Here is a 16,993-nt window from a genome sequence, read left to right as displayed (position 1 = left end):
GCGAGAGCGGCAGCGTCGGCGACTTCGGGGTGGTACCCGCAACTCGCCCTGACCTGCTCCGCCGTGTACCCGAACAATCCTCTTCGCTCCCCGTTTACAGACTGCGCTCAGGAAATCACAGAAGGCGACCCGGATCACTCTCGTCGGATGCGACTCATTCCGAGGAGTGGGTCACCGCCCCAGCTCGCCCGAGTCGCTCTTGGTCCACGGACTCCGGTATACCGACCCCGAAGGAGCCTCATGTCTCGACCTGCGTCCCCGGCCTAGGCAAGTTGTCGTGGCGCACGCGGACGCGGACGCGCAGAATCCGACTTGTGGTGGCGTCACGGAATGCCCGGAACGCTGTCATTCATGACTTCGCTCAGCCGGCGAATCGCGGAGCCATCGCCTCCATCTGCTCGATCACCAACCGAATAGCCTCAGGCTGCTGGTCCGGCGGGTACTTGTAGCTGATCAACAGCCGCTTGATGGACGACCGAAGCTTTGCCCGGACGTCGTCACGCACCGTCCAGTCGGTCTTGACGTCGCGACGCATGACCGCAACGAGTTCACGAGCGATCTGTGCGAGGACGTCGTGGCCGTGCAACTCGACGGCCGACTCATTGGTGTTGACCGCGTCGTAGAAGGCCAGCTCGTCCGAGCTCAGCGGCGGATCGAAGGTGGCGCCACGCGCAGCCTCCGCCGCGACATCGCGGGCCATCTCGATCATCGCCGCGATGATCTCGGCCGACGTCAACTGCTGGTTGGTGTACTTATTCATCAGCTCCTGAAGCCGGGCCGAGAACGCCCGCTGACGCACGAGGTTGTGCTGCGTGACCATGGCCGACTCACTGACCAGCAGGTCACGCAGAGCCTCGATGGCCAGGTGCGGGTTTGGTGCCTGCTGCACCGAGGCCGTGTACTCAGGGGTCAGATCGGTCAGCTTGGGCCGCTCCATCCCGGCCGCCTCGTAGATGTCCACGATCTCTCCGGTGACCGTCGCCGACGCGACGAGCCCGGCCAGCATCAGCTCGATCTCCGCCGGCACGGGGCGACCCTCGGCCTGGCGGGCAGCGGCGTCGAACTTGCCCATCCACACCCGCACCTCCTCGTAGAACTGCGCAGGGGCGCGCAACTCCGGGAGGTTCGTCCCGCCGGCGGACAGCGCCCAGGCTCGGGACAGGTTGTTGGTCAGCTCCCTGAACCTGTCGACGAGTGGCTTCTCGTTGTCGCCGACCTGATTGCCGGGTGTCGTGGGTGAGCGAACCCAGTTGGTGAGTCCGAGCAGGGCATCGCGGTAGCTCCGGGCGTCGCCAGTGAGCTTGGAGCGCCAATCGAACCCGGCGCACAGGTCGTCCAGCTGGCCGATCAGATCGCGGGTCAGCTGCACGGACTCGGCGACATCGCGGCCGACCGGCTTCTCATCCTGGTCCCGCTCCGTGTACTCGGCCAGCGCGGCGGCGAGGTTCTGGGTGATCGGTGCGTAGGCGACCAGCAGGCCGGCGTCCTTGGCCCGGAAGGTGCGGTTGACCCGGGCGAGAGTCTGCATGAGCAGCGCTCCACGGAGCGGGCGATCCAGATAGAGGGTGTGCAGCGGTGGTGCGTCGAAGCCGGTCAGCATCATGTTCTGCACGATCACCAGCTCGAGCGGATCTGCGCCAGACTCCTCCTTGAGCCGGGCCTGGATGACCTTGTTCTGGGACTGCCGCCGCACGTGGTTGGAGATCGGGGGCTGGTCGCTTGCCGTCCCGGAGTACACGACCTTGATCACGCCGGCATCGAGCGCGTCGGACTCCCACTCGGGCTTGAGCGCGACGATCTCGTCATAGAGCCGGGCACAGATCTCACGGGTGGCTCCGACGATCATGGCCCGTCCGGACCAACCGAGGAACGGCCGGACAGCTTCTCGACGGCGCTCCCAGTGCTCGACGATGTCAGCCGCCAGCGCCTTCAACCGTGCGGGCGCGCCGTACACAGCATTCAGGACGGCGACGGCGGATTCGACTCGGGCGCGCTCGACATCGTCCAGGCCCGTGGTCGCCTCGTCGGCGGCGGCGTCGAGCTGCTCTGCAGTGAGGTCCTCGGTGCGCTCAACGGTGATCAACCGGGGCTCGAACATGACCGGCACGGTCGCGCCATCGGCGACTGCACGGGTCAGGTCGTAGGTGTCGATGACCGGCCCGAACACCTCCGCCGTGTTGCGGTCAGCGAGTGCGATCGGGGTTCCGGTGAAAGCGATGAACGTGGCGTGCGGAAGGGCGTCACGAATGTGCCGGGCAAAACCGTCGAGGTCGTCGTAGTGGCTGCGGTGCGCCTCGTCGACGATCACGATGATGTTCCGCCGGTCCGACAGCAGTGGATGGGCCTGCCCGCCGGAACGCTCGGCATCGGTGCGGCCGAACTTCTGCAGCGTGGTGAAGTAGATGCCGCCGGTGTTGCGATCGGCGAGTGCGGTACGCAGTTCCTCGCGGCTGCTGACTTGTACGGGGCTTTCGCGGAGCAGCCGTGAAACGGCGAAACCGGTGAACAACTGGTCGTCGAGTTCGGTTCGGTCGGTTACGACGACAAGGGTGGGGTTGCCCAGCGCCGGATGGTCCGCCACAGCGTGGGCGTAGAGCTCCATCTCCATCGACTTGCCTGAGCCCTGCGTGTGCCAGACAACGCCGGCCCGTCCGTCGGTCCGCACAGCGTCCACCGTGCTCCCGACGGCCTTAGTGACGGCGAAGTACTGGTGCGGCTTGGCGACCCGCTTGAGCCAACCGTCCCCGAGCTCGTCGAAGGCGATGAAGTTGCGCAGCAGCTGCCCGAACCGCTCCTGGTTTCCCAGCCCGGCGATCAGCACATCGAGGGCGATCTGGACGTCGACATCCGCCGGGTTGCTGCCTGTGGCGACGACGGCTCCGTCATCGTCGACGTTCCATGGTGCGTAGTGGTTGAGGGGCGTGAACGGCGTGCCGTACGCCGCGGTCAGACCGTCGCTGATGATGGTGAGCGCGCAGCCACGGAAGGCCAACGGGAACTCGCGCAGGTAGGTGGCCAGCTGGCCGTAAGCCTGGGACAGGTCGCCGTCGGCCCGCTTGAGTTCGACAATCAGGACGGGGATGCCGTTCAGGTAACCGACGACGTCGAATCGTCGTTCGATGTCGTGATCGCGAATGGTGACCTGTGACGCGACGAAGTAGTCGTTGTCCTCGACCCGATGGCCAACCACCCGGATGGTTGGGTTCTGCTCGACACCGGCGGAGTCGGTGTAGGTCAGACCACGGAAGCCGCCCACCATGATCTGGTGCATCCGGTAGTTCTCGGCGATCGCATCCGCCGACTTCGGCGCCAGGATGTCGGCGACGGCCTGCTCGCGGTACTCCAGCGGCACGTGCGGATTGAGCCGATGGACCGCGGCCAGCAGGCGCCCCCGGCAGAAGAGGTCGGCCCAGCTAGACCGGCCGTCCTCCGTGCCCGGCGCGATGGCGGCGCCGCTGAGCGGGGCCCAGCCGTGCTCGGCGAACTGCTCGATCGCGATGATCTCCCAGTCAGACTCGCTGAAGGTCATTTCGGCTCCCCGTGGACGGTAGCGGTGTCTGTTCTGATCGTGCCTTGCGAGCTCGCGGCGCAGGCATTCATTGGCCGATAAGGCGCCCTATCGAGGGCTTGCGACCGTGGGGTCAGGCGTACTGGGATCCAGCGGGCGGTCGGTCCGGGTCATGTCATGGCCGCCGCGCTGTCTTCGACACCGCGGACGGTGATCCGATCACACATCAGCAGGGGCAGCAGTTCGTCCCGCGTTTGCGCCAGGTGTAACGCCTGCTGATCCATTGCTGCAGCTGTGTCCAGAAGAGGCCGGGCGACTTGGCCCCACAACTCGAGAACGTCAGTTGCGGGTAATGGGACTAGCAGCCGCTCGACATTTTGCTTGTTGACATGCTGCTGCGCTGCGCCGGTTGCATGCTTCAGCAGCTCAGGAAGTTGCTGCTGGACGGCGAAGTACAACCAATCATTCATCCCTTGATCCTCGTGCCAGATCCCAATGAGGGACTGATTCCCACAGGCGTCGATCTCGAGCCGGGCAACCTGACCAAGAGTCGCTCCAGTGATCGCGAGCAGCGTGGCCCCTTTGGGCATCATTTTGGAGGCACTAGAAGCCAACGCCTCTGCCGTGATCCAAGCAGTAGGCGTTAGAACCCTGGGTTCGTTTGCTTTCCCTGACGCCAGCCATGGGACTGTGCCATGGACCCAGAATTCAGGCACCGAGCGACTCGGTGTTCCGCCGAGCGCCGTAGAAGCCACCTCGCCTAGGGCGCGGACATCCGTCGACCTTTCTGCCAACGCCTCGTAGTGCGCCGCCGCTAAGGACGTGGCCGCGTTGGCCACGAGCGCGTTCGCGGCGATCTTGTCGTCGAGGGCGGCCAGCACTTCCGCGATCGCCCGCTGGTCGCGGACGCTTGCGGGAAACGTCACAGTCATCTTGCGCAAATGCGATGGACCGAAGTGCTTCATGACGGAGCCCACACCCATGGCCTGTATCTGCTGCACAAACGTGACGTTCGTGAGCATGTGAGGTATGAATTCCGGCAGAATTCGCTCGTCCCGGGGGCGGAAAGCGATTATGCCCGTATAGGGCACTGCCCCCTCGTGACTCTTCCCCGCCACAGCAACTTCGCCAAGTGAGGCCGACGTGCTGAGAAGGACATCGCCCTCCTTGACCCGGAACTGCTTCCAGCGACGCTCAACCTCGACGGGGTCGAGATAGTTGCACCCCGTGAGCAAGTCGCTGCCTCGCTTCAAGCCAGCGAGACGAATCAGCGGCACTCCGTGGCTGCGGAAATCAACCGCCATGATTCCCGGGCCCTCTCGAAACTCGAGTACCTCGTGTAGGGGGGCAGTCAGCCAGTCAGGCATGGAGGCGCTCCAGCTGGTTGCGGACGAGCTGTTCGAGGCGGTTCGACTCGTCGAAGGCGGCCAGGAGCTCGCCGCGCAGCCGTTCGATTTTCGCGTCGAGTGGTTCGCCGTCGTCTTCGGCTGCGGCGGAGCCGACGTACCGGCCGGGTGTCAGCGCGTAGTCGGCTTCCTTGATCTCGGCCAATGGCACCGAGCGGCAGAAGCCGGGCACGTCCTCGTACGACAGGCCCTTGGTCGCCGCCGATGGCGAGCCGCGCCAGGCGTGGAAGGTGTCGCCGATCCGCACGATCTCCTCGTCGGTGAGCGCCCGCTCGGCGCGGTCGACCATGTAGCCCAGCTCTCGGGCGTCGATGAACAGCACCTCGCCTGCGCGGGCGCCCTTGTCGCGGGCGAAGAACCACAGGCACACCGGAATCCCGGTCGAGCGGAACAGCTGCGTCGGCAGCGCCACCATGCACGACACCAAGTCGGCCTCGACAATCGCCGCCCGGATCTCGCCCTCACCGTTGCTCTGCGAGGACATCGACCCGTTGGCCATCACCACGCCGGCCTGACCGCCCGGCGCCAGCTTGGACAGGATGTGCTGGATCCACGCGTAGTTGGCGTTGCTCGCCGGCGGCACCCCATATACCCAGCGCGGGTCGTCAGTGCTGCGCGTCCAGTCCTTCACGTTGAAGGGCGGGTTGGCGAGCACGTAGTCCATCTGCACATCGCCGTGTTGGTCGCGCGCGAAGGTGTCACCCCACCGCGCACCGAGGCCCTTGTTCTCGATGCCGTGGATGGCCAGGTTCATCTTGGCCATCCGCCAGGTCTCCTCGATGGACTCCTGACCGAAGATCGCCACCTCGCTCGGGTCGCCGTCGTGCTCGCGCAGGAACTTCGTCGTCTGCACGAACATGCCGCCCGACCCGCAGCACGGGTCATAGACCCGGCCCTTGGTCGGCTCCAGCACCTCAACCAGCACCTTCACCACCGACGGCGGGGTGAAGAACTCCCCGCCGCGCTTGCCCTCCGCCCGCGCGAAATTGCCCAGGAAATACTCGTAGACCTCGCCCATCAGGTCCCGGGCCCGGTGCTCGCCCTGCCGGCTGAACCTGGCGCTGTTGAACAGGTCGATCAGCTCGCCCAGGCGGCGCTGGTCGATGTTGTCGTTGTTGTAGAGCCGGGGCAGCGTGCCGCGCAGGTTCTCGTTGGCCACCATGAGCGCGTCCATCGCCGCCACGACCAGCTCACCGATCGTGCGATCGGGTTCGTGGCCCTCGGCCGGCTTGCCCTTGGCGTACTGCGCCAGGTAAGCCCACCGCGCCACCGGCGGGACAACAAACACCCCGTACCCCTGGTACTCGTCCCGATCGTCGATCAGCCCGGCGATCTGGTCCTCGGTCCACCCGTCGGCCTCGGCCTCGGCGCGGATCTGCTCGCGCCGCTCGTCGTAGGCGTCGGACACGTACTTCAGGAACACCAGCCCGAGGATGACGTCCTTGTACTGGTGCGCCGACAACGAGCCGCGCAGTTTGTCAGCGGCCTTCCACAGGGTGTCCTTGAGCTCCTTCATCGTCGAAGGAGCCGAAGACTGCTTGGCACGGGGAGGCATGGGGCTCACCTGTTCTCGAGAGTTGTAGTGGCGTCGGGGATAGCGAGCGAACCCGCCGCGACCCCGGTAACAAGCGCGTCGGCCCAGGCGTTCAGGGCCTGTTCCCGCCGACGGAGTTCGGTGCGATACCGGTTGACCTCGGCCAGCCGGGTGCCTAGTGACTCAGCCTCGGCGCGGGGAAGCGCGGGCACCTCCCAGGTCCGCCACTCAGTGCCCGGCCGGGCCTGGTTGATCCGCTCGGCCAGTACGTGTGCACTGACCGGCGCGTTCTCGGCCAGGCGCAGGATGCGACTTGGCGTACCAACCAGGTTGCCGCCGCGGCTGTCTACCACAGCTCGGGGCTGGGGCTTCTCCAGGAAGACGACGTCGCCTGGCTCCGTCCAGCCGCCGCTGCGGACGCGGGCATCGAATGGGTCGAGCAGGACGCCGTCTAGGCTGCCGTCAGCGGTAACGACATCGACCGTGCCGGCGGGGTGACCGTCCCCGAGCGCTATCCGGCGCCCCTGACGCAGCCTGAGTCTCTTGGCGGCGACGAGCTCACCCAGCGACACGGAACTCACGACCGGGCGCTCGCTCCCGGCCGTCAGCGACGTCGTGACCTCGGGCAGCGGCTCGACCAGCACACTCGCCGCGGCGTACGCACGGTCCAGCACTCCGTCCTCGACAGACAAGTGCTGAGCCCGGGTGCCGCGCGGCACCAACGAGCCACCGGCCAGCACCTGCTTGAGTTCGCGAGGGCGCAGGTAACGGTAGGCGCGGGCCTCGGTCCTGCCGCTGCCCATCGGCGTCACCGCCTGAGCGGTGTCGGCGGACAGGTCGGTCAGATCGATACCGCCGCCGTTGTCCAGGTCTGCCAGACAAACCTCCTTGCGACCGTCGCCTCCGCTCAGGACCCAGACCGCCGGACTCTGCCGATGGGCGGTGCGCCACATCCCTCGAGGGAGGCGAAGCGCAGCAACCAACGGCCCGGGGCGCAAGGTGTGGGCGCGTAGCTTCTCGGCCTCTCCGGTCAGCGCGTCGGTCATGGTCGCCGCGGGTCCGAGCGCGACGGCGACATCCTCGGGCCCGAGGCTCACCGTCAAGCGGTCCAAGGCATCCAGGACGTCGTCCCTCGACTGACCGAGCAGCGACCGCACCCGGACAACAGGGCTGGCGGTCCCGCCGTCCGCTACGGCCCAACCCAGGATGGCGGCGTGGCGGCGAATCCGACGGTCATCAGCTAGCAGAGCGGTGAAGAGCGGCGCCAGCGCTCGGTCCAGCAACGGGTCACCGCTCGGGTCGAGGACGGCGTCGCTTCGCCCAGCGGCGGCAACACTGGCGACCAGGTCGACCAGATCCTTGGTACAGCCGCGGGCGCCGACCCTACGGGCGAGACGGCCACCGTCCAGGCGGTTCAGCGCGTCCTCGGGGCCAAAGGAGGCCGCGACCAGCTCGTCGATGTAGCTCGCGAGCTCAGCAGCCCAGTCTCCCTCTCGTACCTCGGTGAGCAAGAATTCGTCGTCCGGGTCGATTGCGGTGGCCAGGGCGGTCAGGTCGGCGCCGGTCAGGTCCTCGTCGGTGAGCAGAGCCAGCGTCAGCAGCGTCTCCGCCGAAATGTGGTCGGCATCAACCGGCGCGGTGAACGTCGCGGCGTCCAGCGCGGACTCCGGGTTGCGGCCTCGGCCGGTGGCGGCCAGATAGGCGAGGACGGCGTCCATCGCGAAGTACTCGACACCGTCGATGACGTCGACAGCGGCCGGGAACGAGACGGCGACACCGCGGACGGAGGTCCGGGTACGCCACATCGATACCACCGGGCGTTGCACGCCGGCCAGGGCCGCGATGTCAGGCAGGGTGAGCAGGCGCGCTGCGTCGGACGTCGACATCGGGCACCTCCTTGGCTGGCATCGGTGGCGAGACCGTACCGGACTGGGCAGCGTCGGCCACCCAATGAATCGCGATAAGCCGGGTTATCAGGGATTCTTGTCGACTGGTGCGGCGCTGTTTTGGACGGTTTGCCCAGGTCGCCCGCCGGGTGGCCCCACCTGCTAGGAGCCGCGCCATGAACCAGCCCGAGCAGTACGAGCCCAACGTCCACCTGGACCTACGCGGGCCCTCGCTCGTCATCCGAGCCATGTGCCTGACGGACGAGGTCGTGGTCCGGGAGGCGCGGCACTGGACGACGGGCCGGCGCGGGCCGGCAGTCGAGGACGTAAGCCCAACCGCCGACTTGTCGGTGTTCCTGACCGAGGCCGTGGTGCTCGGGTCGCGGGCCCTGGCGGCGATGGGACACTCCGGTGAGTCCCGTGCCGTCGAGGCGATGCTGCGGGAGGTCGGGGAGAAGACGGCCTCTGCCACGGGTGAGGCCGCTCAGCTGACCCAGCGCACCGTGTCGGCTGCTGTAGAGACAATGGACAAGGCGACCGCAGCGGCCAAGCGATCGATCACCGAGGCCGAAGAGCGCAGCCGCAGAGAGCTGACCGCGGCAGTGGATGCCGCGCAGAGGGCCATCGTCGCGGAGATGCAGCGCACCCTCGGCGGGGAGAACCCCGCCCTGGTGGAACGGTTGAGGCCCCTGCTGGACAGCTTTGGCACCACGGTGAGCGAGTCCGCGCGGGCGGCCACCGACGCGCTGCTTCGGCAGGCGGTCAAGCAGTTCGACCCGGCTGACCCGACGTCCCCGGTGGCAAAGCTGAGCACCGCACTTGCACAGCAGCAGGAAGTCGTCACCGCCCGGCTGGACAAGAACCACTCCGAGCTGACCGCCGCGGTTACCGAGCTGGCAACCGTGGTCAAGATTGGCCGGGAGCGGTCCAACGTCGTGAAGATGACCCCGCTGAAGGGACGGGCCTACGAGGACTCGATCGGCGAGCTGATGCACGAGTTCGCCGCCGGGTTGGGCGACGAGTATGAGCCCACGGGGTCCACGGTCGGACTGCTGCCGCGAAGCAAGCGTGGGGATGGCGTACTGCACATCAGCGGGAGTTCTGCCCGGCTGGTGATCGAGATGAGCGACTCCCCGGCGCGCGCGTGGGGGCCCTACCTGGACGAGGCAGAGAGGAACCGCAACGCGCAGGCCGCGCTCGGTGTCGTCCGCACCCCAGAGCAGAACGGCGGGCAGCACATCAGAGTGCTGGGCCCGCGTCGGGTGGTATTGGCGTTCGACCCCGAGCACGACCAGCCCGACCTGCTGCGCACTGTCGTGCAGTTGCTCAGGACCGCGGCGCTGGCCGTCAGCGCGCGAACCGGCTCTTCGGAGGTCGCGACGGCGACAGAGCACATCGCAGCAGCTACGGCGCAGCTGAGCGTCATCGACAACATCAAGAAGGCCGCCAGCGGAATCCAGAAGAGCGGGCTGGCCATCGAGGGGGACTGCGCCAAGGTCTCCACCGGGATTCGGCGCTCCCTCGATTTGGCGCTCGCCGCTCTGGACGCAGCCGGGGCCGACAGCCAGGTGAACGAAGCCAGCGGCGCCGCCTGACCACGCTGGTCACCCGGGGACGGGGCTCCGCGCTGACACGAGGGCAGCGCGGAGTCCCGTCCCTGACGGAGCACAGCACATGCCGGCGGCAAGTCCATCAGTGCCGAGCGATTGCCTCGCCGCCCGAGGCAGATAGGCGGACGCGGTGTCCTGCTGGCCCAAGGCGGGTCGGGTGAGCTACCGAGCCGAGCGGCGCATGGACCACATCTGGGCTGGACGCTCGGATTGCATGGCGACATCCCACGCTACGGCCCCGTTGACAACCTCCCTACGGAAATTGCCTACGGCCACGCGCGCCAGCTCCGGGTCGGCGGCCACGCGCTGAGCCAACTCGATCGCCCGGCCCTCGACCGCGGCGTCATCCAGGGACTCCCAGGCCAGACCGAGCTCGACGGCCTTGTCGCCGTTGATCTCCTCGCCGAACAGCGCCATCGCCGCCGCGGCCTCGCGGCCGATTAGCCGCGAAAGGATCACGAAGTGCCCGCCGCCCGGGTGCATGCCGCGCCGGAGGAAGCCTGCCAGCAGCCGGGCGTCCTTCGCGACGACCCGCAGGTCCGCCGCCAGCAGCATGTTCATGCCGGCCCCCACGGCCGAGCCACGCACCGCCGCCACCGTCGGCACCTTCACCTGCCCCAGTCGGTAGAAGGAGTCGTAGATCTTGCCCATGCCCTCGTAGGCGTCGGGCGTCGCCGGGTCCTTGCCGGCGTTCGTCAGCGTCGCGATGTCGCCGCCCGCGCAGAACGACTTGCCGACCGCCCGTACCACCAGCGCGCCGACCTCCGGCTTGGCGTCCACCTCGTCGAAGGTCGCGATCAGCTCGTCGGCCATCCCAGGCGTGAGCGCGTTGCGCCGGTCCGGGGCATTGAGCGTCACGATCGCGACGCCGCCGTCCACCTCGAGCAGCACTTCACCGGATCCGGCCACGAGCCCACCTTCCTGCCGAGCGGACCGGCCCCGACGCCGGCCACAAACACCTGACAGGCATCAGACCACGCGCTGCGCTGCCCCGCGCGACCCGGTCAGACGGCGGTCGCCGACTGCACGAGCCGGCACAGCGCGTTCACTCGGCGCAGCTGCTCCGGGGTCCGCACCGGCGCGTCCAGCAGCTCCGGGCTCAACACCACCACCGCCAACGCCTGCGCCCGCGACACCGCCACGTTCAGCCGGTTCAGGTCGTACAGGAACGATACGCCTCGTGGCGCCTCGTCAGCACTCGTGCTGGTCATCGAGTAGAGGACGATCGGCGCCTCCTGGCCCTGGAACTTGTCCACGGTCCCCACGCGGGCACCCGCCGGCAACGCCGACTTGATCAGCGCGACCTGCGCGTTGTACGGCGCCACCACCAGCACGTCCGACGGACCGATCGGGGCCTCCTCGCCCAGGTGATTGCGCCACGTCGAGTCCTGGATCGATCGCCACAGCCGCGCGACCTCGTCGGCCTCCTGCTGGCTCTTGTCCGAGCAGGTCAGCTGATGCTCGAGCAGCACCGCTCGCAGCCCACTGCCCGACAGCGGCCCCTCCCCCAGCACCGCCACCCGCTCACGGCAATCTGCCGGGTCGAGTCGGCCCTCATACGCGAGCTCCGAGACGAACGCAGTCAGGTCCGGGTGCATCCGGTAGGACCGGTCGAGGAACACCCCTCGGTCTTCCGGGATCGTCGGGTGCCCGTCCAGCAGGTGCTCCAGCGCCGAGGCGCCCGAGCCGCCCGGGTGCACCGCCTGCGAAGGCTGTGCCAGCTGCTGGGGATCCCCGAGCAGCACCATCGACCGCGCACCCCGCGCCACCGCGACCGCGTTGGCCAGCGAGAACTGCCCCGCCTCGTCGACCACCAGCACATCGACCGCCTCGGGGACGTCTGCCGGGTCCAGAACCACGCCGTCCCGCCCACCAGCTGAACGTCGCCACCCGTCAGCCGGCGCGTCACGTCGTCGTTGTCGTCGGACCACGCCACGTGGTCCGAACCGCAGTGCTGGTCCTCCTTGCACTTCTGCAGCGCCGGCCGCCCCACCGCTTTGAGGAGGTTGCCAATCACCGCGTGCGAGGTCGCCGTGACCCCGACCTTCTTGCTGGCGTCCAGCAGCTTCCGGATCAGCGCGGCCGCCGCCGTCGTCTTGCCGCTTCCGGGCGGGCCCTGGATGGCCAGCACCTCACCATCGAGCGCCAGGCCGAGCCGCAGGATCGCGTCGGTCGTCGTTTCACCGGGCCGCAGCCGCGTTCCCGCGGGAACGCGTCGCTCCACCGGCGCCTGGCCCAGGCAGTCGCGGCCGGCCAGCACGTCGTCGCCGGTCGCGGCGATCGCCGCCCGCAGCCCGCCGGTGTTCAGCGGCCCGGCCGGGCCCAGGCCGCGCAGGTGGGGCGGCTCCGTGGCGGTCGTCTTGAGGACGAGTCGACATGTCGCGATGTCGAGCTCGACCACCGTGCCGGCCCGCTTCGCGGTGTCCACGTCGAGCGCGTCTTCGCCGGCCGACACCTTGGTGTCCTGCGCCGGGAACGAGTACTCGTACAGGTGGCTCTTCTTCACCGGCCCCTGGTAACCGACGTAGGTCAGCCCGCCCAGCGCGGTCCCGTCGCGCTCCAGTTCCTCGGTGTCCAGGTCCTGCAGCCGGTAGACCTCCCACCAGTCGGGCCGGTCCTCGCGGCGGTGCCAGCCGACCAGGTCACCGAGGACGTCGTGCCCTGCGTCGCGCAGCCGCGCGGCCAGCTCCTCCTCGGCGGCCTGCGCCTCGGTCACCTTCGCGTCCGGCGCAACCACGGTCACCGCCGGCCGCGCGAGCGGACCGTGCAGCGCCTCGAGCTCGGCGCGCTGGGTCTCCAGCCAGTCGTGCAGCTCGCGGGTGGAGTCGACGTCGTCCTTGTTGTACGACTCGATGTCGTCGAGCTTCTGCTGGTCCTGGTCGAGCAGCCACTGCTCGTAGACCAGCACGCTGCCCAGACCGCTGGCGACGGAGCCCTCGTGCGCCCGCCCGTAGAACGCCTCGACCTTCTTGATCGAGTACGACTCCTTGCTGATCCGCATCGACTGCCGGACGACGGGATAGAGGTCGACGAACCGCTCCTCGCGCAGCAGCTGGTCGAGCTCCGCCTCGCGGACGCCGTAGGTGCCGGTCAGTCGCTTGAGCGCGGTCACCTCGTACGGCGCGTAGTGGTAGACGTGCATGCCCGGGTCGGCCTGCGCCGCCACCACGATCCGGTCGATGAGGTCGGTGACCATCTGCCGCTCGGCGTCCCGGTCGTGCGCCCACAGCGGAGTGAAGCCGTCTGACCGGTCGCCCAGCCCGGCGAGGTACTCGATGCCCTTGCCATCCTCGAACCACGGGTCGCCCTCGAAGTCGAGGTACAGGTCGCCCGGCGACGGCGGCGGCAGCCGCAGCAGGCCCATGCCGGGAACCGGGGCGAGCAGCGTCCGCGAAGGCATGCCGGTGTGGCGCTCGTGCAGCTGCTCGGCCGCCTGCTGCTGCAACCGCACACGTGCGTCCGCCCCGATGCCGGACTTCTTCAGCTGCTCCGGGGATGCCTCGGCGAGCTCGCGGAGCGTCGAGATGCCGACGGCCTTCAGCGCGTCCCGCTGGTCGCCGCGCATGAACGCAACCAGACCGAGGTCGTCGGCGGCCCGCAGCTCGGCGTTGCACCGCTCGGCCCACGAGCACTGGTTGCAGTAGCCGATCGGCGACGGGCCGGTCGGCGACGGTGCGGCGACGAACGCCTCCAGCCGGGCCCGCGCCCGCCGCGCGTAGGCGGCGACGTCGACCAGCCGCCATGGGCGCTCCTCGCCGTCGCCGGTCACCACGATCAGCCGCTCGGGAGCCACGCCCTGGAGCTCCGTCAGGCGCTCGGCGTACGTGGCCATCTGCAGCAGCGCGGCGACCTTGAGCTTCCGCGCGAGCTTGGTGTCGGCGATCTCGTACGACCAGTCGCCGAAGACCGGGGACGGCCTGTCCACCCGCAGCAGGAAGTCGGCCTGCCCGCCCCAGGCACCGTCGAAGAACGTCCCCTGGTAGACGACGTCGGCACCGCTGCGCATCGCCTCCACGGTCTCGGCCTCCGCGCGCCGGCGGCCGTCCAAGTCGTATGCCGCTCCGATTTCGACAACGGACTTCCCGGCAGCCACGAGCGAGGCGAGGTACTTCTTCTCGTGCTCCATCCCGCGGTCGAAGACGAACTGGACGTCATCCGGGGTCTCGTGCGAGTAGGCCGCCCACTCCCCCGTGGTGACGCCGAGGTCGAGCCGGGTCAGGTGCGCGCACTCCTGGTGATGCGTGAGGTCAGTGGGGCTGAGCACCAGCCGCCCGTCGAGTCTCTGCATCGCCTGCCTCCGTCGGCCGTGGTCCTAGGCCTTGATGTGGCCTCGCCCTGGATCGAATCAAACGGCACTGACAGGTCTCATGGAGTCTGCGGGTATGAGGCCACGGCGAGAAAGGAGCTGGAGACCCGTTCGGGTCACCGCACCGACCGATCACCTGACCTGGGTAGATACCGGCTTGAGAAGGAAGAGTTGCGAATTGCTGTTGTACTCGACCACTCGCGCAATGATTCGAAGGTTGTCTCCGACACCGATGGCGTCCGGGATGTCCGGGCCCGTCAGGTGGAGGTCGTTCGTGATGTTGACGTCCTCGAATTTGAAGCTGGGTCCCAACGAGCTCGTCGTGCTGTAGTCCCCGGTGTTGATCAGAAGGTCATACCTCGTCGTGTAACTGCCGTGATTCGCGAGGGCTGTGATGTTTCCGTCGAACTCAATGGTTCGCCCGCGATACTTCGCGGCGAACTCTCCGACTTCGGCCGCGCCCGGGTCCCGAAGCGCTACAAGCGCCGCGAGATCAGCGTTGTTCTCGACCGTGAGTGTTGCTTCCGGAGCGGGAGTCGTGGGTGCGGAAGCCGACGAAGTGGGTGCCGATGACGTGGGTGTTGAAACCTCTTCCGGCTCGCTACTCGGCTCGACCGCCTCGACCTCGGTCGCTGATGCCGCTGACTCGGTAGCGCTGCCTCCGCTCTGCATGCCAACGATGACGCCGACGGCGACCAAGAGCAGGACCATTGCAGACGCGCCGGCCAGTAGAGCCCGCTGCGTCCTCGACTCGAGGCCTCGGAAGGCGGCGAGCAACCTGGTGCCGACCGTCTTTGGCTTGACGCGGCGGAAGGTCAGTTCCGTGCGCAGCAAGCCCTGGTTGCGGCTGAAGATCTGCCAGCCGTCCTTCTGCCACTTCGCGATCGTCTTAGTTTCAGTGCCCCGCACTGCCTGAACCGATGTGAACTCGTACTGCACGTCGTCGACCACGGCGGGGACCGTAAGCACGTTCTGCGGCGCCGAACGGACGCCGCTCGGTCGAGGCCATGCCACTTCTCCCTCTCGGAACACCACAGCCGCAGCCACCGCCATGCTTCCCACTCGTTCCGAGGTGAGGGCGGCAGCGATCCGAAGCGGGAAGGACTTCCCGCGCTGTCGCCGGCGCCGACACGGCTGTCCTGCCACGCCAGCCGTCTGCCTACGTTGCAGCATCTTCCGCAGCTGTCCGCCAACGGCGGCGGGCCTCCTGGACTACGCGGTACAGCGGGTGGGAGGAGTTCGCTGACTGGTTGAGCGGCGGCCTGAGCTCCGCGATCACCTGCGACTCGACGGTCCACGGCTGCTCGTGCACGGCCCAGCTCAGCGCCAGGTGCTCCTGCATCCAGTCGTTGAGCCGCAACTCATCCTCGGGCAGGAGCAGGGGGCGGTCGGTGAAGCGGCTTCGCCACCCCTCGCGCTCATGGAGCAACGCAGCGAGCGAGCGACGCAAAGTCGATTGCCCGGTCGTCCCCCGTATGTGGTTGCCGGCCACTCGGCTACGAAGTGTGGCTCGGGACGTCGGGCCGCTGCGGGCCAGTCCCCTTCCGCCGGCAGTGCCTCCTGCGCCGCTGCCACGCGCACGACGCGGCCTCGCAGGTCGACTCCCTCCACCGGCGACTGCGCCATCGCCGCCGCGGCACGGACGGCGTCTCTGAGGCCGCTGTATGGAACGGGCTCACCTGCCATGGCCTCGACGCGGGACAGCGCCAAGCCCTTCTGGCCGGTCCCTTCCACGGCTCGCCGCGGAAGCACCCAGAACTTCCACTGATCGAGATCCAACGGGTCGTAGGACTCGTGGTCCGGCGCAGTCTCCAACGCGAAGACGTAGACATCGGCGTTATAGCTCGACCCAGAGGCATATCCGGCTGCGTCCCAGGTCCGCCCGTTGAGGCCGCCGAACCTGATCTCCGACGGACGGGCCTGCGCCCACGCCTGCACGTAGGCGCTCGACTTCACCTCCACGCGGATGCCATCCGGCGTCACGACGTCATACGCCTCCCACTCGACGCGCGGTCGACCGACGGCGTCGAGCGCCTGCGCGACGAGGAACTCGGCCATCATCGGCCGCACGGTGTTGCCGCGCAGGTCGGACAGCACCCACGCCCAGAAGTCGCGAATCCGTGCGGGCGTGCCCCGGATCGGCTCGTCCCCCGTCAGCAACTGCGCTCTAGGCGGCAGCAGGCCGCCGTCGTCGGTGCTCACGGCGCCGGCACCTCGACGTCGACGACGTAGCAGTCGTGGTCGCTGAGCCCGGTCGCATCGAGCCGCCGGGCGTCGACCACCTTCCACGACACCGGGACACCGACGTGGTCGATGGTCAACAGCCCATCCAGGCGGTGCGGTAGGTCCGCGGTGGGCACTTGCAGACCGAGCTCCGCGACGGCGGCCAGCAGGTGCTTGCGCCCACCGAGTGAACCGGCGTTCTCGGGACCGGTCATCGAGTGATTCCAGTCCCCTCCCCAGACCAGGTCGCCACTAGGCAGGTCGCCGAGCAGCGTCTTGAGCGCGTACTTCGTCCGCCCCGCATGCAAATTGCGAGGAGGTTCCGCGCCGGGCCACGTCGGCTCACCGCCGGAACTTCGCCACGGCAGGATGGACGAGCAGTACGTGACTCCGTCGATGACCGCGGCCGCACTCGCGACGTGCGGATCCGGCAGTGGGTCCAGGGCCGCCTTGCTTAAGACAGCAGCCCAGTGGCGGTTCGGAGCCATGAGGTCCTGGCCGGCCGTGCCCCGTGGGGTGG

The 16,993-nt window shown here is 68.2% G+C and carries 11 protein-coding genes and 1 pseudogene; 1 reads left to right on the top strand and 11 read right to left on the bottom strand.

The genetic code is table 11. The features are described 5' to 3' along the window. Positions 1-361: 361 nt before the first annotated feature. The 4 genes from A6V29_RS07705 to A6V29_RS07690 form a co-directional block, all read right to left on the bottom strand. A complete protein-coding gene (locus A6V29_RS07705) occupies positions 362-3,529 on the bottom strand; it encodes a type I restriction endonuclease subunit R (protein WP_137159764.1) in 3,168 nt (1,055 codons plus the stop codon). Positions 3,530-3,678: 149 nt separating this feature from the next. Next, positions 3,679-4,875 (bottom strand): restriction endonuclease subunit S, encoded by a 1,197-nt coding sequence (locus A6V29_RS07700; RefSeq protein ID WP_137159763.1) that lies wholly within the window; start codon positions 4,873-4,875, stop codon positions 3,679-3,681. Next, positions 4,868-6,430, bottom strand: coding sequence for a class I SAM-dependent DNA methyltransferase (locus A6V29_RS07695; protein ID WP_212719119.1), 1,563 nt, complete (start codon positions 6,428-6,430; stop codon positions 4,868-4,870). Before A6V29_RS07695 ends, A6V29_RS07700 begins: the two co-directional genes overlap by 8 nt. 44 nt (positions 6,431-6,474) lie before the next feature. Next, on the bottom strand, positions 6,475-8,334 hold the full coding sequence (locus A6V29_RS07690) for a hypothetical protein (RefSeq protein WP_137159761.1): 1,860 nt from the start codon (positions 8,332-8,334) through the stop codon (positions 6,475-6,477). A 176-nt stretch (positions 8,335-8,510) separates the two neighbouring features. Here A6V29_RS07690 and A6V29_RS07685 point away from each other — a divergent pair, with 176 nt between their 5' ends. Next, positions 8,511-9,929, top strand: coding sequence for a Fis family transcriptional regulator (locus tag A6V29_RS07685; RefSeq protein WP_137159760.1), 1,419 nt, complete (start codon positions 8,511-8,513; stop codon positions 9,927-9,929). A gap of 177 nt (positions 9,930-10,106) precedes the next feature. Here the strand turns inward: A6V29_RS07685 and A6V29_RS07680 are convergent, their stop codons facing one another. The 7 genes and pseudogenes from A6V29_RS07680 to A6V29_RS07660 all read right to left on the bottom strand — a co-directional run bounded on the left by A6V29_RS07680 (position 10,107) and on the right by A6V29_RS07660 (position 16,781). Then, positions 10,107-10,853 carry an enoyl-CoA hydratase/isomerase family protein gene (locus tag A6V29_RS07680; protein ID WP_137159759.1) on the bottom strand — a complete coding sequence of 249 codons (747 nt, stop codon included), beginning with the start codon at positions 10,851-10,853 and terminating at the stop codon, positions 10,107-10,109. 95 nt (positions 10,854-10,948) lie between these two features. Further along, positions 10,949-11,566 (bottom strand): DEAD/DEAH box helicase, encoded by a 618-nt coding sequence (locus A6V29_RS21545; protein ID WP_249933099.1) that lies wholly within the window; start codon positions 11,564-11,566, stop codon positions 10,949-10,951. Further along, complete coding sequence (locus A6V29_RS07675) at positions 11,527-14,232, bottom strand: TM0106 family RecB-like putative nuclease (RefSeq protein WP_249933098.1); 2,706 nt, start codon at positions 14,230-14,232, stop codon at positions 11,527-11,529. The genes A6V29_RS21545 and A6V29_RS07675 overlap by 40 nt, the downstream gene beginning before the upstream one ends. 150 nt (positions 14,233-14,382) lie before the next feature. Then, positions 14,383-15,201 (bottom strand): DUF4839 domain-containing protein, encoded by an 819-nt coding sequence (locus A6V29_RS07670; protein ID WP_170977745.1) that lies wholly within the window; start codon positions 15,199-15,201, stop codon positions 14,383-14,385. 208 nt (positions 15,202-15,409) lie between these two features. Continuing rightward, complete coding sequence (locus A6V29_RS22140) at positions 15,410-15,742, bottom strand: GIY-YIG nuclease family protein (protein WP_502700078.1); 333 nt, start codon at positions 15,740-15,742, stop codon at positions 15,410-15,412. Positions 15,743-15,993: 251 nt separating this feature from the next. Then, a pseudogene (locus tag A6V29_RS22135) lies at positions 15,994-16,347 on the bottom strand (hypothetical protein); the annotation flags it as partial. Between the two features lie 101 nt (positions 16,348-16,448). Continuing rightward, a complete protein-coding gene (locus A6V29_RS07660) occupies positions 16,449-16,781 on the bottom strand; it encodes a hypothetical protein (protein WP_137159756.1) in 333 nt (110 codons plus the stop codon). Between the last annotated feature and the right edge of the window lie 212 nt (positions 16,782-16,993).

This window comes from Blastococcus sp. CCUG 61487 (genome assembly GCF_005222955.1).
GTDB lineage: Bacteria > Actinomycetota > Actinomycetes > Mycobacteriales > Geodermatophilaceae > Blastococcus.
This window is presented reverse-complemented; position numbering and strand designations above follow the sequence as displayed.

What these genes read in the sequence shown, in the direction of transcription:
- A6V29_RS07705 (WP_137159764.1), bottom strand. Translation starts at nt 3,529, where the DNA reads ATGACCTTCAGCGAGTCTGACTGGGAGATCATCGCGATCGAGCAGTTC.
- A6V29_RS07700 (WP_137159763.1), bottom strand. Translation starts at nt 4,875, where the DNA reads ATGCCTGACTGGCTGACTGCCCCCCTACACGAGGTACTCGAGTTTCGA.
- A6V29_RS07695 (WP_212719119.1), bottom strand. Translation starts at nt 6,430, where the DNA reads ATGAAGGAGCTCAAGGACACCCTGTGGAAGGCCGCTGACAAACTGCGC.
- A6V29_RS07690 (WP_137159761.1), bottom strand. Translation starts at nt 8,334, where the DNA reads ATGTCGACGTCCGACGCAGCGCGCCTGCTCACCCTGCCTGACATCGCG.
- A6V29_RS07685 (WP_137159760.1), top strand. Translation starts at nt 8,511, where the DNA reads ATGAACCAGCCCGAGCAGTACGAGCCCAACGTCCACCTGGACCTACGC.
- A6V29_RS07675 (WP_249933098.1), bottom strand. Translation starts at nt 14,232, where the DNA reads ATGCAGAGACTCGACGGGCGGCTGGTGCTCAGCCCCACTGACCTCACG.